Annotated in this window: 14 protein-coding genes; 3 read left to right on the plus strand and 11 right to left on the minus strand. The window is 75.3% G+C overall.

Annotated elements, in window-relative coordinates:
* Nucleotides 1-14: 14 nt before the first annotated feature.
* The 3 genes from ACFYPD_RS03525 to ACFYPD_RS03535 are packed head-to-tail and all read right to left on the minus strand — an operon-like array spanning nucleotide 15 to nucleotide 2,559.
* Complete coding sequence (locus ACFYPD_RS03525; RefSeq protein WP_387108316.1) at nucleotides 15-662, minus strand: HAD family hydrolase; 648 nt, start codon at nucleotides 660-662, stop codon at nucleotides 15-17.
* A 21-nt stretch (nucleotides 663-683) separates the two neighbouring features.
* Complete coding sequence (locus ACFYPD_RS03530) at nucleotides 684-938, minus strand: glutaredoxin family protein (protein WP_387108318.1); 255 nt, start codon at nucleotides 936-938, stop codon at nucleotides 684-686.
* Nucleotides 928-2,559, minus strand: a complete 1,632-nt coding sequence (locus tag ACFYPD_RS03535) for an AMP-binding protein (protein WP_387108320.1) — start codon at nucleotides 2,557-2,559, stop codon at nucleotides 928-930. The genes ACFYPD_RS03530 and ACFYPD_RS03535 overlap by 11 nt, the downstream gene beginning before the upstream one ends.
* Nucleotides 2,560-3,179: 620 nt before the next feature.
* Between ACFYPD_RS03535 and ACFYPD_RS03540 the strand changes: the two genes are divergently transcribed.
* From ACFYPD_RS03540 to ACFYPD_RS03550, 3 genes are all read left to right on the plus strand, one after another.
* A complete protein-coding gene (locus ACFYPD_RS03540; protein ID WP_387108322.1) occupies nucleotides 3,180-4,160 on the plus strand; it encodes an ECF subfamily RNA polymerase sigma factor, BldN family in 981 nt (326 codons plus the stop codon).
* Between the two features lie 290 nt (nucleotides 4,161-4,450).
* Nucleotides 4,451-5,311: a DUF5667 domain-containing protein gene (locus ACFYPD_RS03545; protein ID WP_387108324.1), complete on the plus strand. Its 861-nt coding sequence runs from the start codon at nucleotides 4,451-4,453 to the stop codon at nucleotides 5,309-5,311.
* A 77-nt stretch (nucleotides 5,312-5,388) separates the two neighbouring features.
* Complete coding sequence (locus ACFYPD_RS03550; protein WP_387108327.1) at nucleotides 5,389-6,300, plus strand: HAD family hydrolase; 912 nt, start codon at nucleotides 5,389-5,391, stop codon at nucleotides 6,298-6,300.
* 20 nt (nucleotides 6,301-6,320) lie between these two features.
* Here the strand turns inward: ACFYPD_RS03550 and ACFYPD_RS03555 are convergent, their stop codons facing one another.
* From ACFYPD_RS03555 to ACFYPD_RS03590, 8 genes are all read right to left on the minus strand, one after another.
* On the minus strand, nucleotides 6,321-7,178 hold the full coding sequence (locus ACFYPD_RS03555; RefSeq protein WP_387109169.1) for a lysophospholipid acyltransferase family protein: 858 nt from the start codon (nucleotides 7,176-7,178) through the stop codon (nucleotides 6,321-6,323).
* Between the two features lie 329 nt (nucleotides 7,179-7,507).
* Nucleotides 7,508-8,581 (minus strand): NAD-dependent epimerase/dehydratase family protein, encoded by a 1,074-nt coding sequence (locus tag ACFYPD_RS03560; RefSeq protein WP_387108330.1) that lies wholly within the window; start codon nucleotides 8,579-8,581, stop codon nucleotides 7,508-7,510.
* A gap of 120 nt (nucleotides 8,582-8,701) precedes the next feature.
* Nucleotides 8,702-8,803, minus strand: coding sequence for a 30S ribosomal protein bS22 (locus ACFYPD_RS03565; protein WP_007465623.1), 102 nt, complete (start codon nucleotides 8,801-8,803; stop codon nucleotides 8,702-8,704).
* A 222-nt stretch (nucleotides 8,804-9,025) separates the two neighbouring features.
* Nucleotides 9,026-9,235, minus strand: coding sequence for a helix-turn-helix domain-containing protein (locus ACFYPD_RS03570; RefSeq protein ID WP_046564428.1), 210 nt, complete (start codon nucleotides 9,233-9,235; stop codon nucleotides 9,026-9,028).
* Between the two features lie 228 nt (nucleotides 9,236-9,463).
* Nucleotides 9,464-10,648 (minus strand): ABC transporter permease, encoded by a 1,185-nt coding sequence (locus ACFYPD_RS03575; RefSeq protein WP_262282927.1) that lies wholly within the window; start codon nucleotides 10,646-10,648, stop codon nucleotides 9,464-9,466.
* Entirely contained in the window at nucleotides 10,645-11,523 is an 879-nt protein-coding gene (locus ACFYPD_RS03580) for an ABC transporter ATP-binding protein (RefSeq protein WP_387108333.1), read from the minus strand. Before ACFYPD_RS03580 ends, ACFYPD_RS03575 begins: the two co-directional genes overlap by 4 nt.
* Nucleotides 11,520-12,914, minus strand: coding sequence for an efflux RND transporter periplasmic adaptor subunit (locus ACFYPD_RS03585; RefSeq protein ID WP_387108336.1), 1,395 nt, complete (start codon nucleotides 12,912-12,914; stop codon nucleotides 11,520-11,522). The genes ACFYPD_RS03580 and ACFYPD_RS03585 overlap by 4 nt, the downstream gene beginning before the upstream one ends.
* Nucleotides 12,915-12,943: 29 nt before the next feature.
* The gene (locus tag ACFYPD_RS03590) at nucleotides 12,944-14,437 is read right to left on the minus strand and encodes a hypothetical protein (RefSeq protein WP_387108339.1); all 1,494 of its coding nucleotides are present in this window, start codon (nucleotides 14,435-14,437) and stop codon (nucleotides 12,944-12,946) included.
* Between the last annotated feature and the right edge of the window lie 345 nt (nucleotides 14,438-14,782).

The following is a 14,782-nucleotide window of genomic DNA, read 5'->3' on the forward strand; positions in this document are numbered from 1 at the left end:
GCCACCGGCCCCGGTCAGCACGCCTGGGCGAGGGTGACCGCCTCGGTGAGGGTGTCGGCCACCGGGTGGCCGGAGGTGCGCAGGCGGGCGGGGTCGGAGAGGCCGCCGGTGTAGAGGACGCAGCGGGCGCCGACGGAGAGCGCCGCGTCGGCGTCGTCGAGGGAGTCGCCGATGAGCACCACGTGCCGGCCGTCGAGGCCCAGCTCGGCGAGGTGCTTCTCCAGCCACTCCGCCTTCGGGCCGCCGCCGACCGCGGCCCGCAGCCCGTCCACCCGGGTGAAGTGCGGGGTCAGCCCGTACGTGTGCACCGTGGGGACCAGCTCGTCGTGGAACCACATGGACAGCAGCGACTGGCTGCCCGGCCAGGCGGCGATCGCGGCGGTGGCGTCGGCGGCCAGCGCGCAGCTGGTCAGCCCGGCCCGGTACGCCTCGTGGAAGATCCGGTCGAGCCGGCCGAACGCCTCGTCGTCGATGGCCTGGCCGAGCATCTCCGCGTAGTAGTCGGCGATCGGACGGCGGAACCGGACCCGGTGCTCGTCGGCGGTGACCGCCGGACCCCCGGCGCTGGCGAAGGCGACGTTGGTGGCCCGCACCACCAGGTCGAGGTCGTCGAGGAGGGTCCCGTTCCAGTCCCACACCAGGTGGCGGCGCGCAGCGGTCATCGCTGCACTGTAAGGGGCGGCTCAGAGCTGCGGGGTGGTCAGGTCCCGCAGCAGCCGCTCCTCCTCGACCCGCCAGTAGCCGTGCTCCTTGCCGTCGAGCAGCACCACCGGCAGCCGGTCGCCGTAGTCGCGCTCCAGTTCGAGGTCGCCCGTCACGTCCTTCTCGATCCAGCGGTCCCCGGTGACCGCCACCACCCGGTCGAGCGCCGCCTTCGCGTCCTCACAGAGGTGGCAGTCGGGCCGGGTGATGAGGATGAGCCGGGCGTCACTGGACATCGGATACCTCCGTGCGGATCTCGGTCGGCGGCGCGGGCGCGGGCACCCGGTGCGCCGCCGGGCGGAGCTCGGTCTTGCGTACCTTGCCGATCGCCGAATGGGGCAGGTCGTCGACGAACTCGACGGCGGTCGGGCACTTGAACCGGGCCAGGTTACGCGCGCAGTGGCCGAGCAGCTCCTCCGTCGTCACCGTCGAGCCGGCCGCCCGCACCACGTACGCCCCGACAGTCTCGCCGGTCCGCGGGTGCGGCACCCCCAGGACGGCCGACTCGGCCACCCCGGGGTGCGCCTGGAGCACCTGCTCCACCTCGTGCGGGTAGACGTTGAAGCCGTTGACCAGGATCAGCTCACCGAGCCGGTCGACCAGGAACAGGTCGCCGTCGGAGTCGGCGTACGCGACGTCGCCGGTGGGCCACCAGCCGTCCGGGTCCGGGCCGCCCCGCCCGTCCGGCCAGTAGCCGTCGAACAGGTTGGCGCCGCGCACCACGATCTGCCCCGGGTCGGTGCCGGCCGGGTCGTCGGAGAGGTCCAGCTCGTCGGCGTCCTCCTCGATCGCGGGCACCCCGTCGCGCCACAGCTCCGCGCCGTCGGCCCCGACCAGGCGCAGCTCGACGCCGGGCAGCGGCCGGCCGATGGAGCCGGGCTTCGGCTCGCCGCCGACCAGGGTGGAGGTGAGCACCGGGGCGGTCTCGGTGAGCCCGTACCCGACGTGCACCGGGTGCCCGGTCACCTCGGTGAAGCGCGCCCCGGCGGCCGGTGGCAGCGGTGCCGCGCCGCACACGGCGACCCGCACCGAGGCCAGCGCCGCGGCCGGGTCGCCCGCCGCGTCGGCCCAGGCCAGGAACATCGACGGTACGCCCACCAGCACGCTGACCCGGTGCCGGGCGATCTGGTCGAGCACGCCGGTCGGGTCCGCCTCGTCGACCAGCACCCCGGTCGCGCCGTGGTGCACGACGGCCCCCAGCCCGGAGTTCAGCCCGTACGCGTGGAAGAGCGGCAGGGCGAGCAGCACGGTGTCGTCGGGGCCGACCACGGGCGGGTCGATCCGGTCGACCTGGGCGTGGTTGGCGGCCAGGGCCCGGTGCGACAGCATGGCGCCCTTGGGCCGGCCCACGGTGCCCGAGGTGTAGAGCAGGACGGCGAGGTCGTCGCCGCCCCGGGCCGGGAACCCGGCCGCCTCGTCACCGTCGGTGATCGGCGGGGTGGTGTGCACCGCGGTGAGCGCGGGCAGCTCGTCGGCGGCCACCCGGCCGGCCACCTCCGCCGCGGCGACCAGCACGGCGGCCCCGGAGTCGGCGAGCACGTGCCTCAGTTCCCGCGCGGTGAAGCCCGGGTTGACCGGCACCGCGACCAGGCCGGCCCGGAGCACGGCCAGGTAGGTGACCACGAAGTCCGGGGTGTTGCCGAAGGCGATCGCCACCCGGGCCGGTTGGCCGTCCGGAGCGGACGGTGGCGCCGCCGCGGCCAGCGCGCGGGCGGTCGCGGTGACCGAGGTGTCCAGATCCGACCAGGTCAGCGTCCGGTCGCGCCAGTGCAGCGCGGGACGGTCACCGTGGACGGCGGCCGCCCGGCGGAGCCGGTCGGCGAGGTTCGGCGCGGAACTGTCGGCTGCGTCCTGCACGGTGGCTGAGTCTGGCACAGCCGCGTCCGCCCGGCCACGCCCGGACGCCGCGCCGTGCGGGTGGCGACGGCGCCGGCCGTCCCACCGGACACGCCGCAGCGGCGTCCCCTGAACGGGACTGTCCACCTCGACATGCGGGATTCCCGAAAGTGGGACGGTGGCCTCCACCGGTCGGCGGACGGGGTCCCCCCGGGCAGCCGGAACCGGCCCGGTCGGGCAGCCGCCGCGACACGCCGAGGGCGCAAGAAAGTTGGCTCCGACCAGGACTTTCCACTCCGAACCAGGTGTCGGCGCGAAAGTCAACCACACACGACGGACAAGGCGTCCGCCATTTGTGCGACAGGACCGGAAATACTTCCGCTCTGTGTAACGGACTTGCCACGCGCGGGTGACGTTGGCCCTATCATCACTCGGGTCGGCTCACCCCATTTGCCGTGAGTCGACACCCCTCAGCCCGAGGAGGCCCCCGTGCCTGTGAGCGCATTGGACCAGCACCTCAAGCGGACGCGCCGCCCGTCGGCGCGTCCCGGAACCGCCGCGCCCGGCCGGGGCGTACCCGGTCCCGCCGCGACGCCGCGGCGGCCGGTGCGGCCCTGCCCCGCCTGGATCGGGGAGGCGCGGTGACCACCTTCGGTTACGCGGACCGGCCGGCCGGGGTGACCGGCCCGACCCAGCGAACACCGGTCAACGAACGCCTGGAGCCCGCTCCACGGGCCGCCGCCGACGGGACGCGCGGTCTCGCCGTACGCGGTGAGGGGCGGCGCGTCCGCAACCGCACGCACCACAACGAGGCGCCCGCGCGCCCGGCGGTGCCCGGCGGCAATGCGAAGTCGGCCGGCGGCCGGCTCGGCACCCCGTCCCGGCCGACCATGCCGGCCCAGGGCCGGCGCGGCGAGGCCGCGGCGAACACCGAGCCCTCGGCCGCCGAAACCGCCGTGCTGCCCGCGGTGGCCGCCGGCGACACGGCCGTGCTGCCGGCGGTCCCGGCGACCGTCGCCCCGGCCACCGGCTTCCCGAGCCGCCCCGACCCGTCCGACCCGGCCACCGAGGTCTGGGCGCTGGTCGAGCGGGCGCAGGCCGGCGAGGCCGAGGCGTTCGGCCTGATCTACGACCGCTACGTCGACACCGTCTTCCGGTTCGTCTACTTCCGGGTCGGCAACCGGCAACTCGCCGAGGACCTCACCTCCGACACGTTCCTCCGGGCGCTCAAGCGGATCGGCAGCTTCACGTGGCAGGGCCGCGACCTGGGCGCCTGGCTCGTCACCATCGCCCGCAACCTGGTCGCCGACCACTTCAAGTCCGGCCGCTACCGGCTGGAGGTGACCACCGGCGACGTGCTCGACGCCGACCGGGAGGACCGGGGGCCCGAGGGCAGCCCGGAGGCTGCGGTGGTCGAGCACATCACCAACGTCGCCCTGCTCACCGCCGTGAAGCAGCTCAACCCGGAGCAGCAGGAGTGCATCGTGCTCCGCTTCCTCCAGGGGTTCTCGGTGGCCGAGACGGCCCGCGCCATGGGCAAGAACGAGGGCGCCATCAAGGCGTTGCAGTACCGGGCGGTCCGGGCCCTGGCCCGGCTGCTGCCCGACGGCTTCCAGCCCTGACCCGACCCGCCTTACCCGCCCGGCGGCACCGCCCGGGCGCGGGCGAACGTACCCTCCGGAGCTCGTGACCGCGATCACTCTTGGTGATTTCGCCACCGACCGGGCCGTAACCGGCGACCGGCGCGAACCGTTTCTCCGGGTGCGACCAGTGGTTGTCCCGGCGTCCCCCGGGCCACCCGGTCCGGCGGGTCAGGTCGGCCGTCCCGGTCGACCCTCGGCTCACGCTGCCACCGGTCGCTGGTGACGACGACGGCCAGCGCGGCCGTGACCAGCGAGAGGGGGTGCCTGCGGTGGACAGCAACCTCTTCTCCCGTCGGCGTGCCGAGCGCTTCGCGCAGCTCCTCGACGAGGCCAACGGCGGCCGGCGGCACCACGTCCGTTCCCGGGCCGACGACGAACTCACGGCGCTCGTCGCGGTGAGCCGGCGACTCACCGCCGACCGGCCCGACGTCGAGGTGGACGGCGAATTCCGCACCGGGTTGCGGGCCATGCTCGTCGCCACCGCCGAGCGCGAGGGCGTCGGCGCCCCGGCGAAGACCGGCACGGCCGGCGGCGTACGCGGCTCGCTGCTGCCGGCCATGACCGGACGACGGGCCCGGGCCCGGGGTGCGATCCTGGTCGGCGTGGCCGCCGGCGCGGTCGCGCTCTCCGGCATCTCCGCCGCCAGCGAGAACGCGCTGCCCGGCGACGCCCTCTACGGCATGAAGCGCTCGACCGAGCGCGCCCAGCTCGCCCTGGCCAGCTCCGACATCAGCCGGGGGCAGCTCTTCCTCGACTTCGCCCGGACCCGGCTCGACGAGGCCGTCACGGTCCGCGACGACCGGCTGGGCTTCAGCGCCGTGCTGGACGACATGGACGCCGACACCCGCCAGGGCGTACGCCTGCTGACCACGGTGGCCGCGCAGCGCTCCGACCCGGCGGCGCTGGACGCCGTCGACACGTTCCTCGGCGGCCAGCGCCGGGCGGTCAGCGGGCTGCTCGACCGGTCGGACCACGCCGACCGGGACCGCACCCGCCGCTCGCTCGCCCTGCTCGACGCGGCCGACCGGCGCGCCGACGCGCTCCGCGAGGCGATCGCCTGCGGCCTGCCGGTCCCGACGGCCAGCGACGCGCTCGGGCCCGCCCCGACCACCTGCCCCGGCGACCGCTGAACCCGGGTCGGCGAGCCGTCCACGCCACACTTCTCCCGCCGGACACCCGTCCGTCACATCCCGCCGGATAGGCTCGGATGGGCGTACGCGGTCGTCGAGGGGAGGTCGTCGTGAGCCGGAGCCGGAAGGTGACGGTCAGCACCGACGTCCACGGGCACACCGCCGGCTGGTCGGAGGTTCCCGAGGCACCCCCGGCCACCGTCACCTCCGACGCGACGGCCGCCGCGTTCTTCGACGTGGACAACACGATGATGCAGGGCGCGTCGATCTACTGGTTCGCCCGCGGGCTGGCCGCCCGGAAGTACTTCACCACCGGTGACCTGGCCCGGTTCGCCTGGCAGCAGGCGAAGTTCCGGCTGCTCGCCACCGAGCACGCCGGGGACATGTCGCAGGCCAAGGAGGCGGCGCTCGCCTTCATCGAGGGCTGGCGGGTGGACGACGTGGAACGCCTCGCCGAGGAGATCTTCGACGAGCTGATGGCCCCGCGCATCTGGGCTGGCACCCGCAAGCTGGCCCAGCGCCACCTCGACGCGGGCGAGCGGGTCTGGCTGGTCAGCGCCGCCCCGGTGGAGATCGGCCGGGTCATCGCGACCCGGCTCGGCCTGACCGGGGCGATCGGCACGGTGGCCGAGGTGGTCGACGGGGCCTACACCGGCCGGCTGGTCGGCGACCTGATGCACGGACCGGCCAAGGCCGAGGCAATCACCCAGCTCGCCGCGGTGGAGGGGCTGGAGCTGAGCCGCTGCGCGGCCTACAGCGACTCCGCCAACGACCTGCCGATGCTCTCCACGGTGGGGCGTCCGGTGGCGGTCAACCCCGATCCGGCGCTGCTCCGGCGGGCCCGCGAGCGGGGCTGGGACGTCCGTGACTTCCGCACCGGGCGGCGGGCCGTGAAGATCGCCGTGCCGTCCACGGCCGCCGCGGGGCTGCTCGCCGGCGCGGTCACCGCCGGGCTGGCCCTGCACCGCCGCCGCCAGCGCGTCGACTGACGCCGGGCCGAGGCCGCGGGTCAGGGGCCGAACGGGTCCGGGCGGCGTTCGAGCAGCCGGTGCAGGGTCTGCTGGATGGTCTCCCGCACCTGGTCGGCGAGGTTGAACACGACCAGCGGATCGTCGGCCGAGTCGCGCAGGTGCGCGGTCGGGATCGGCGGGCAGAACTCGATCAGCCACTTGCTCGGCAGCGGCACCATGCCCAGCGGCCCCAGCCAGGGGAAGGTCGGCGTGACCGGGAAATAGGGCAGCTTGAGCAGCCGGGCCAGCGGCTTGATGTCGGCGAGCATCGGATAGATCTCCTCGCCGCCGACGATCGCCACCGGCACGATCGGCGTGCCGGTCCGCAGCGCCGCCGAGACGAAGCCGCCCCGCCCGAAGCGCTGGAGCTTGTAGCGGTCGGCGTAGAGCTTGCCGACCCCCTTGAAACCCTCCGGGAAGACGCCGACCAGCTCGCCGTTGCCGAGCAGCCGTTCCGCGTCCGGGTTGCAGGCCACCGTGCCGCCGGTCTTGCGGGCGAGCTCGGAGACGACCGGCATCCGGAAGACCAGGTCGGCGCCGAGCAGCCGCAGGTAGCGGCGCGCCGGATGCCGGTCGTGCAGCGCGGTGGCGAGCACCAGCGCGTCCAGCGCCACCGTGCCGGAGTGGTTGCCGACCACCAGGCCGGCCCCCTCGGCGGGCACGTGCTCGACTCCGCCGACCTCGGTGCGGAACCAGTCCCGGTAGAGCAGCCGCACCAGCGGGTGGAAGACGGCGTCGGTCAGGTCCGGGTCGAAGCCGAACTCGTCCACCTCGTAGTCGCCGGCCAGCCGGCGGCGCAGGAAGGCGAGCCCCTTGGCGACCTTCCGGTCCCAGTGGTCCCCCGGCCGGTCCGCCACCGCTGGCCCGGGCGGGGTCGGGTCGCCCGCCCCGAGTTCGGCCGGCCCGTCCGTCGGCCTCTCGGCGACGGCCTTCTTCGCGACGGCCTTCTTCGCCATGGCCTTCTTCGCGACGGGCTTCCTCGGTGCCTCGCCCGTCCGCGGGGCCGGCGCCTGCTCGTCGGTGGAGGTGTCCGGCTCGTCGCCGGCCGCCGGCGTCGCCCTCATGGTCGGCTCGGCGGGGGCCCCCGCGGCCCGCCGGTGCCCGTTGCGCCGCGCCGGCTCCGCGTCCGGCCCGGGCACGGTCAGCGGTACGTCGTAGCGCGCGTCGCCCCGCTCCTCGGCCGCGCTCACGAGCGCTCCCGCACGGCCGCCCGGACCTGCCGGATGCCCTCCAGCACCAACTGCTCGGCCGTGGCGAGCTGGTCCCGGGTCACCACCACGCCGCCGTGGTGGGCGCGGATGAAGTCGTCGAAGGCCGCCGCGGTCGAGCGGGGCGTGAAGCCGTACTCGCGCTCCAGTCGGGTGGTGTCCACCACCCGACCGTGCACGAAGAGGTCGACCTGGTCCAGCCCGTAGCGGCCGAAGCCCATGCTGCGGGCGATCGCGGCCACCCCGGCGAGGCCCGGCTCCAGCACCGGCACTGCCACCCGGCCGGCCCGGCGGATGGCCTGGGACAGCGAAAGCACCCCCGGCCCGGCGACGTTGTAGGTCCCGGCGTGCTCCTCGGCGACCGACCGGTGCAGCACCTTCAGGGCGTCGTCGAAGTGGACGAACTGCAACCGCGGGTCCCGGCCGAAGACGGTGGGCACCACCGGCTGGGCGAAGTATCGGGTGAGCGTGGTGTCGGCGGTGGAGCCGATGAACGGCGCGAAGCGCAGCACCGTCGCGGTGACGTCGGGCCGGCGGCGGCGGAACCCGCGGACGTACCCCTCGATGTCGAGGATGTCGCGGCCGAAACCGCCGCGCGGCACCTCGCGCGGCTCGGTCTCCTCGGTGAAGACGGCCGGGTCCCGGAACGACACCCCGTAGGCGGCGGTCGACGAGCGGACCACGAGCTTGCGCAGCCGGGGCGCCCGCTGGCAGGCGGCGAGGAGCTGCATGGTGCCGATGACGTTCTGTTCCTTCATCGCCGCCCGGCCGCCCTGCTGGGAGTCGGGGGCGCTGACCAGCGCCAGGTGCACCACGGCGTCGACGTCGAGGTCGACCAGGAGGCTGCCGAGCGAGTCGAGGTCGAGGCGGACCCGCTCGACCCCGGACAGCAAGTCGGCGAGCTCGGGATTGGGACTGGCCGGGTCGACCCCGATGACGCGGTCGATGCGCGGGTCGGCGGCGAGCCGGGCGGCGACGTGCGCGCCGAGATAGCGGCCGACCCCGGTCACGACAACGACCCCCGGAGCACCTGGGGTGCCACCGGGGGTCATGCCGTGCGCCTTGGCCGGCAGGCGGGATCGAGCCGGGACATCCGCGGCCTGATCACCTGAGCCTCCGGGGGTCGACAGAAGGCAAGTGGTGCCGGGTGCCGGGCCGAAGCCCGGCTCCGGTCACTTGCCGAGACGGCGACGCTGGACGCGGGTCTTGCGCAGCAGCTTGCGGTGCTTCTTCTTAGCCATGCGCTTGCGGCGCTTCTTGACCACCGAGCCCATACGACGACAGCCTTTCGATGCAACGTGCGGGGCGGACGGTAGACACCACGAGGGGTGGTGCCAGTGACCGCTTGCGGACAACGGACCGGACCAGCGTGGTGGGCAGGGCACACCAGAGTGCGGTCACGGTCGGGGTCCAGGGTAGCCGGAGTGCGTCAGCAGGACCAACGCGCCCCCGTCAATGCCCGTTACGTCGCACTCGCCGGCCTGGCCGGCGACGTGTCAGGCGGTCTCCTGGAACGCGCCCCGGAGGTATTCGTGCACGGCGTGCTCGGGCACCCGGAACGACCGGCCGACCCGCACGGCGGTCAGCTCACCGCTGTGCACGAGACGGTAGACCGTCATCTTCGACACCCGCATGACCGTCGCCACCTCGGCAACGGTCAGGAACCTGACATCCGACAGTCGAGCGTCGGACTGCGACCCGGCCATGGCTCACCGACCCATTCCCATGCCCGGCGCGTGCCGCCGAGCAGGTTGCTCCCGCCACGACGAGCGACGCGCGTGTTACCAGTACGGTAGCGGGGCGGCTGTGACCGGCGCGATCCCTTCCTCCCTTTGATCATGGGAGGCTCCCCGTTCACCCCGTGTTGAGCTGCTGTTTTTCGCCCGGACGGGTGGCCTGTCCCGTTCCCGGGAGTCCGCCCCGTGACCGGGACGTCACTCGGCGCGCAGTGCCACCACGGGGTCGAGCCGACCGGCGCGCTGGGCGGGCACCACCCCGAAGACGATGCCGACGGCCGCCGAGACCCCGAAGGCGAGCGCCAGCGACCACCAGGTGATCGCCGCCGGGATCGGCGAGACCGCGTCGACCAGCAGAGCGGTGCCCACCCCGAGCGCCATCCCGGTCAGCCCGCCGATCGAGGTGAGCAGCACGGCCTCCAGCAGGAACTGCACACCGATGTCCCGGGGACGTGCGCCGACCGCCTTGCGCAGGCCGATCTCGCGGGTCCGCTCGCGTACCGAGACCAGCATGATGTTGGAGACCCCGACGCCGCCGACCAGCAGCGAGATGCCGGCGATGGCGGCCAGCACCCCGGTGAGCACGCCGAGGATGTCGCCGAGCACGCCGAGGATCTGCTGCTGGGTGACCGCGCTGAACTCGGTGTCCGGGTGGCGGCGCGACAGCTCGGCGACGATCCGCTCGCCGAGCTGGTCGATCCGCTCCCGGTCGGGCGCCTTGACCGCGATGCCGTCGATCCGCTGGGTGCCCCAGAGCCGCTGCGCGGCGGTCACCGGGATGTGCACCTCGTCGTCCCGGTCCACGCCGAGGCTCTGCCCCAGCGGGGTGAAGACGCCGATCACCCGGAACCGGACCCCGGCGAGGGTGACCTGTTGGCCGAGCGGGTCCCGGTCGGGGAAGAGCGCCCGGGCCACGGACGCGCCCAGCACCGCCACCCGGCGGCTGGTGTCCACGTCCGCGCCGGTCAGGTAGCGGCCGCGGGCCAGCGAGCGGGTGAAGACCGCGGGCGTGGTCTCCAGCACCCCCTGGACGGTGGTGAAGTCGGACCGGGTGCCGGCCCGGGCGGTCGCGCCGGAGGCGATGGTGACGGCCACCCGGCCGGGGTCGCCGACCACCCGGGAGACGGCGTCCACGTCCTTCAGGTCCAGCGGCGAGACCACCGGCGCGGTGCCGACGTCGAGCTTGCCGGGCACCACGAGGAGCAGGTTCGAGCCGAGCCCCTCCACCTGCTGTTCGACCTTCTGCTTGGTGCCGGTGCCGATCGCCACCAGGAGCACCACCGAGGCGACCCCGATGATCACGCCGAGCATGGTCAGCGCGCTGCGCATGCGGTTGGCCCGCAGCGCGTCCAGCGCCACCCGCCAGGCCTCGGCCACCCTCACGCGGCACCCTCGGGCTCGCTCCGCACGCCGGTCCCACCGGTCCGCGGAAGGCGTCCGGTGGCTCCGGTGGCGCCACCGGAGCCACCGGACGGGTGCCCCGGGCCGCTTCCGGACGCGAACCGGGGCTCCGCGCTGGGAGCGGCGTCCAGTGTCTCAGGTCGACCGTCGCCGCTCGACAGCGGTCGATCATGAACGGTGTCGGAGCGGATCAGCCCGTCCCGGACGGCGATCCGCCGGCGGGCCCGGGCCGCCACCTCCGGGTCGTGGGTCACCATCACCAGGGCCACACCGGACTCCGCGTTGAGCCGTTCCAGCAGCTCCAGCACCGCCTCGCCGGTGGCGGTGTCCAGGTTGCCGGTGGGCTCGTCGGCGAGCAGCACCGCCGGGTCGGTGACCAGGGCCCGGGCGATCGCCACCCGCTGCTGCTCGCCGCCGGAGAGCTGGTTGGGGCGGTGGCCCAGCCGGTGCTCCAGCCCGACCCGGCCGAGCATCGCCGCGGCCCGTTCCCGCCGCTCCCGCGCCCCGACCCCCCGATAGACCAGGGGCAGGGCCACGTTGTCCACGGCGGACGTCCGGGGCAGCAGGTGGAACGCCTGGAACACGAAGCCGATGGTCTCGTTGCGCAGCGTCGCCAGCTCCGGCGCGGTCAGGGTGGCCACGTCCCGGCCACCGATCACGAGCCGGCCACCGGTGGGCCGGTCCAGCCCGCCGAGCAGGTGCATGAGCGTGGACTTGCCCGAGCCGGAGGGCCCGATCACCGCCGCGTACTCGCCCTGCGCGATGGTGAGCGACACCCCGCGCAGCGCGGGCACCGACACCCCGTCCAGCTCGTACGTGCGGGACACGTCGACCGCCTCGATCGCGGCGACGGTCACGGGAGTTCCTGGCCGTCGTGGACCTGGTCGGCGCCGCGCACCACGACCCGGTCGCCGGCGCGTACCCCGCTGACGATCTGCACCAGGTCCTGCCCCTGCACGCCCACGGTCACCGGCACCCGGTCGGCCTTCCCGTCCCGCAGCAGCCAGACCGCGTCCCGCCCGTCGGTGGAGAAGACCGCCGAGGCGGGTACGGCCACCGCGTCGGCCGCCTCACGGACCCGGAGGTGGACCACGGCATTCATGCCGGGGCGGGGTGCCGGGGCGGCCTCCCCCTCGCCGAGCCGCCCCGCGCCGAGGCCGAGCCGCACCCGGTAGGTGACGCCGCCCCGGGCCGAGCTGGTCGGCAGCACGTCCACCGAGCGGACCGTGGCGTCGTACGTCGCGCCGGTCACCGCGTCCAGCTCGACCGCGGCGGTCAGCCCGGCCCGGACCAGCAGCACGTCGGTCTCGTCCACCTCGGCGAGCAGGCCCAACTGCCCGATGTCCACCACGGTCAGCACCGGCGTGCCGGCGGTGACCCGCCCACCGGCCGGCACCGCGTCGTCCACTCCGGCGGGCGGGCCGCCCTGCCCGGCCGCGCCGAGGGCCGACGGGTCGAGACCGGGCACGGCGCCCCCGGCCGCACCGAGCAGTCCGCTGAGGTCGGTCGGGGCGGCCGCCCGGGTTCCGCCCGGCTGCACCACCCCGGCGACCGGGGCGCGCAGGGTCAACGCGTCCACCGTCGCCTTCGCCAGGTCGTACGCCTGCTGGGCCTGGAGGCGCTGCGCGGTCGACAGCGCGCCGACGGCGCTGTTCAGCCCGGCCACGCCGCGCTGCACGGCGCTGACCGCCCGGTCGGCGGCGCGGGCGGCCGACGCGTACTGCTGCTGCGCCGACTCGACCTGGAGCAGCAGCGCGGACCGCAGCTGTGGGTCGCCGACCCTTCCGGCCGCCTTGCGGGCGGCGGCGAACGCCTCGGTGGCGGCCCGGTCGGTGTCCCGCCGGCGGCCGCCCAGGTCGCCGACGCCGACGCCCGGCCCGGCCCGCTTCGCCGCGCGCAGCGCCGCGCGGGCCTGCTTCAGCCGGTCCTGCGCCGACGGTGAGTTGATCACGGCGAGCACCTGCCCCCGGGCGACCCGCTGTCCGGGCTGGACGCGCAGGCTGGCCAGGGTGCCGTCGGCGGGAGCGGTGAGGGTGGCGGCGGCCCGGGCGGTCACCGTGGCCGGCGCGTCGATCACCTCGGCCACCGGGGAGCGGCCCACCTCGGCCACGGTGACCGCGGGCGGGTCGTCGCCGCACGAGGCGGCGGTGGTGCCGGTCAGCGCGATGACGGCGAGCAGGGCGACGAGGAGGCGCGGGCGGCGGGCCGCGGGCAGCCACGGCGAGGGGGTGCGGGCCACCCGGCCCATGCTACGACCCGTCGACCAGCGTCGACGTCTCAGCCGACGACCGCGCGGAGGTAGGCCACGCAGTCGTCGTGCAGCTCCGACCAGGGGTCGCCGAACACCTCGTCGGCGGCCTCGGCCATCGACCGGCGCTCGTGCACCACGGCCCGGAAGAAGTCCAGCACCCGCTGCTCCCCGTACCGGTCGACCAGGTGGCGCACCGCCAGGTAGCCGATGCCGTAGGCGCCGCCCACCCGGTCGTCAGCCGCGTCGTCGGCCGGGGCCAGCGCGTCCAGCCGGCCGCTCCACCCGCCGCGGACGAGCGTGCGCACCTCGGCCAGGCCCTCGTAGCGGTCCACCGGCTGGCCGTCCGCGCCCGCGTACTCCGCCAGGCCCTCCACCAGCCACCAGCTCGACCGGTCCGCGTAGCCCCGATCCGGCAGCGACGCCGCATGGGTCAGCTCGTGCCGGAGCAGGTCGTCGACGCCGGTCGGGGTCAGGCTCTGCGCGTTGAGCACGACGTCGTGGTGCCCGCCGCCGACACCGACCGCGTATCCGGCGGTCCACTTCGGCCGGCCGCCGCCGTACCAGCGCTGCCACTCGGCCCGGCCGGCGTAGTACACGAGGTAGCGGTCCGGCGGCGCGCCGGCCACCGCGTACAGGTCGGCGACCTTCGCGGCGGCCTCGGCCTGGGCGAGCAGGCCGGGCAACTTGGCCCGCAGCGCCGGGGTGGTGGCGACCACGGCCCGCTTCCCGACCGCCACGGCCAGGTCGCTGACCTCCCACGGCCGCGCACCGGCCGGGGTCGCCCGGGACTCCTCGACCGCGGTCAGCCGGGGCTCCCCGGCGCCCGCCACCCGCCACCGGGTGCCCAGCGCGACGCTGCTCGGCGTGCAGCCCGGCACCACGAAGCAGTAGCCCACCGTCACCGCCAGCCGCCACTCCCCCGGCCGCCGGTCCACCGCCACCGGCACCCCGTCGGCCGCCGGCCGCCACGCGGTGACCCGCAGCGCGCGCAGCGCGGCGTACCGCCGGGTGAGCACGGGTCGGGCGGCCGGCTCAGCGACGGCGAGGAACCCGGCCCGGTCACCGTCGAGCAGTGCGGCGGCCTGCCGGTCGAGCTGGGCCGCCATCCGCTCGCCGAGACGTCGCTCGGCCGCCGTGTCCCGGTCGTCCCGCTCCGCCGCCGGCCGTCCGGCCGCGTCGCGCACCAGCCCGAGCAGGAGTACGCCGGGAACACCGCACGCCACCAGCACGAGAACGAGCCCGAAGGCGGCCCAGAGCCGCCACCGCCGCCGCCCCACCGGACGCTGCGGTGCGCCCTCCGCGGTCGGCCCGTCACCGGCGATGAGCGGGGGGACGCCGGCCGCCGCGGGCAGGTGACCGGCCGGGCGCGTCCCGGCCATCGGAGCGGCGTCGCTGGCCTCGACAGCAGTCGTCCGCTCCGCCGAACGGTCGCCGTCGCGCGACGGGGTGGCCAGCTGCTCGCCGCCGCTCGCCGCCGCCCCAGCAGGCTGCTCGGCGGGCTGCTCGTCGCCGTCGGTCACCGGCGAAGGGTACGACCAATCGGGCGATCCGGGAAGCGTCCCGCGCCCCATCCGAGCCGACCCACGCTCCCCGTCACGCCGCCTGTCGACCTGACGGCACCAACGACTCAGGCGCGCCCGGCATCTCGTTCCGCCGCCGGCCGGCCCGATGCGGCCGCCCCTGTTCGCCGCCCGCCCCGATGTCACCGAGGCCGGCCCGGGACCCGGTTCCCTGCCACCTGCCGAGCTGACGTCACGAACAACTCAGGCCGATCCCCGTTGTCCCTGTTCGCCGCCCAAGCCGAACGGATGTGGCAACGGACGGGGGCCTGCGCCGTGTCTGCGCCACCTGTCGACCTGACGTCG

The sequence above is a fragment of the Micromonospora sp. NPDC005299 genome, assembly GCF_042872345.1.
Taxonomy (GTDB): Bacteria; Actinomycetota; Actinomycetes; order Mycobacteriales; family Micromonosporaceae; genus Micromonospora.

Bases quoted from the DNA above. Each gene is read 5' to 3' on its own strand.
- ACFYPD_RS03565 (WP_007465623.1), bottom strand. From the start codon at position 8,803: ATGGGCTCGGTGGTCAAGAAGCGCCGCAAGCGCATGGCTAAGAAGAAG.
- ACFYPD_RS03525 (WP_387108316.1), bottom strand. From the start codon at position 662: ATGACCGCTGCGCGCCGCCACCTGGTGTGGGACTGGAACGGGACCCTC.
- ACFYPD_RS03530 (WP_387108318.1), bottom strand. From the start codon at position 938: ATGTCCAGTGACGCCCGGCTCATCCTCATCACCCGGCCCGACTGCCAC.
- ACFYPD_RS03550 (WP_387108327.1), top strand. From the start codon at position 5,389: ATGGGCGTACGCGGTCGTCGAGGGGAGGTCGTCGTGAGCCGGAGCCGG.
- ACFYPD_RS03585 (WP_387108336.1), bottom strand. From the start codon at position 12,914: ATGGGCCGGGTGGCCCGCACCCCCTCGCCGTGGCTGCCCGCGGCCCGC.
- ACFYPD_RS03560 (WP_387108330.1), bottom strand. From the start codon at position 8,581: ATGACCCCCGGTGGCACCCCAGGTGCTCCGGGGGTCGTTGTCGTGACC.
- ACFYPD_RS03570 (WP_046564428.1), bottom strand. From the start codon at position 9,235: ATGGCCGGGTCGCAGTCCGACGCTCGACTGTCGGATGTCAGGTTCCTG.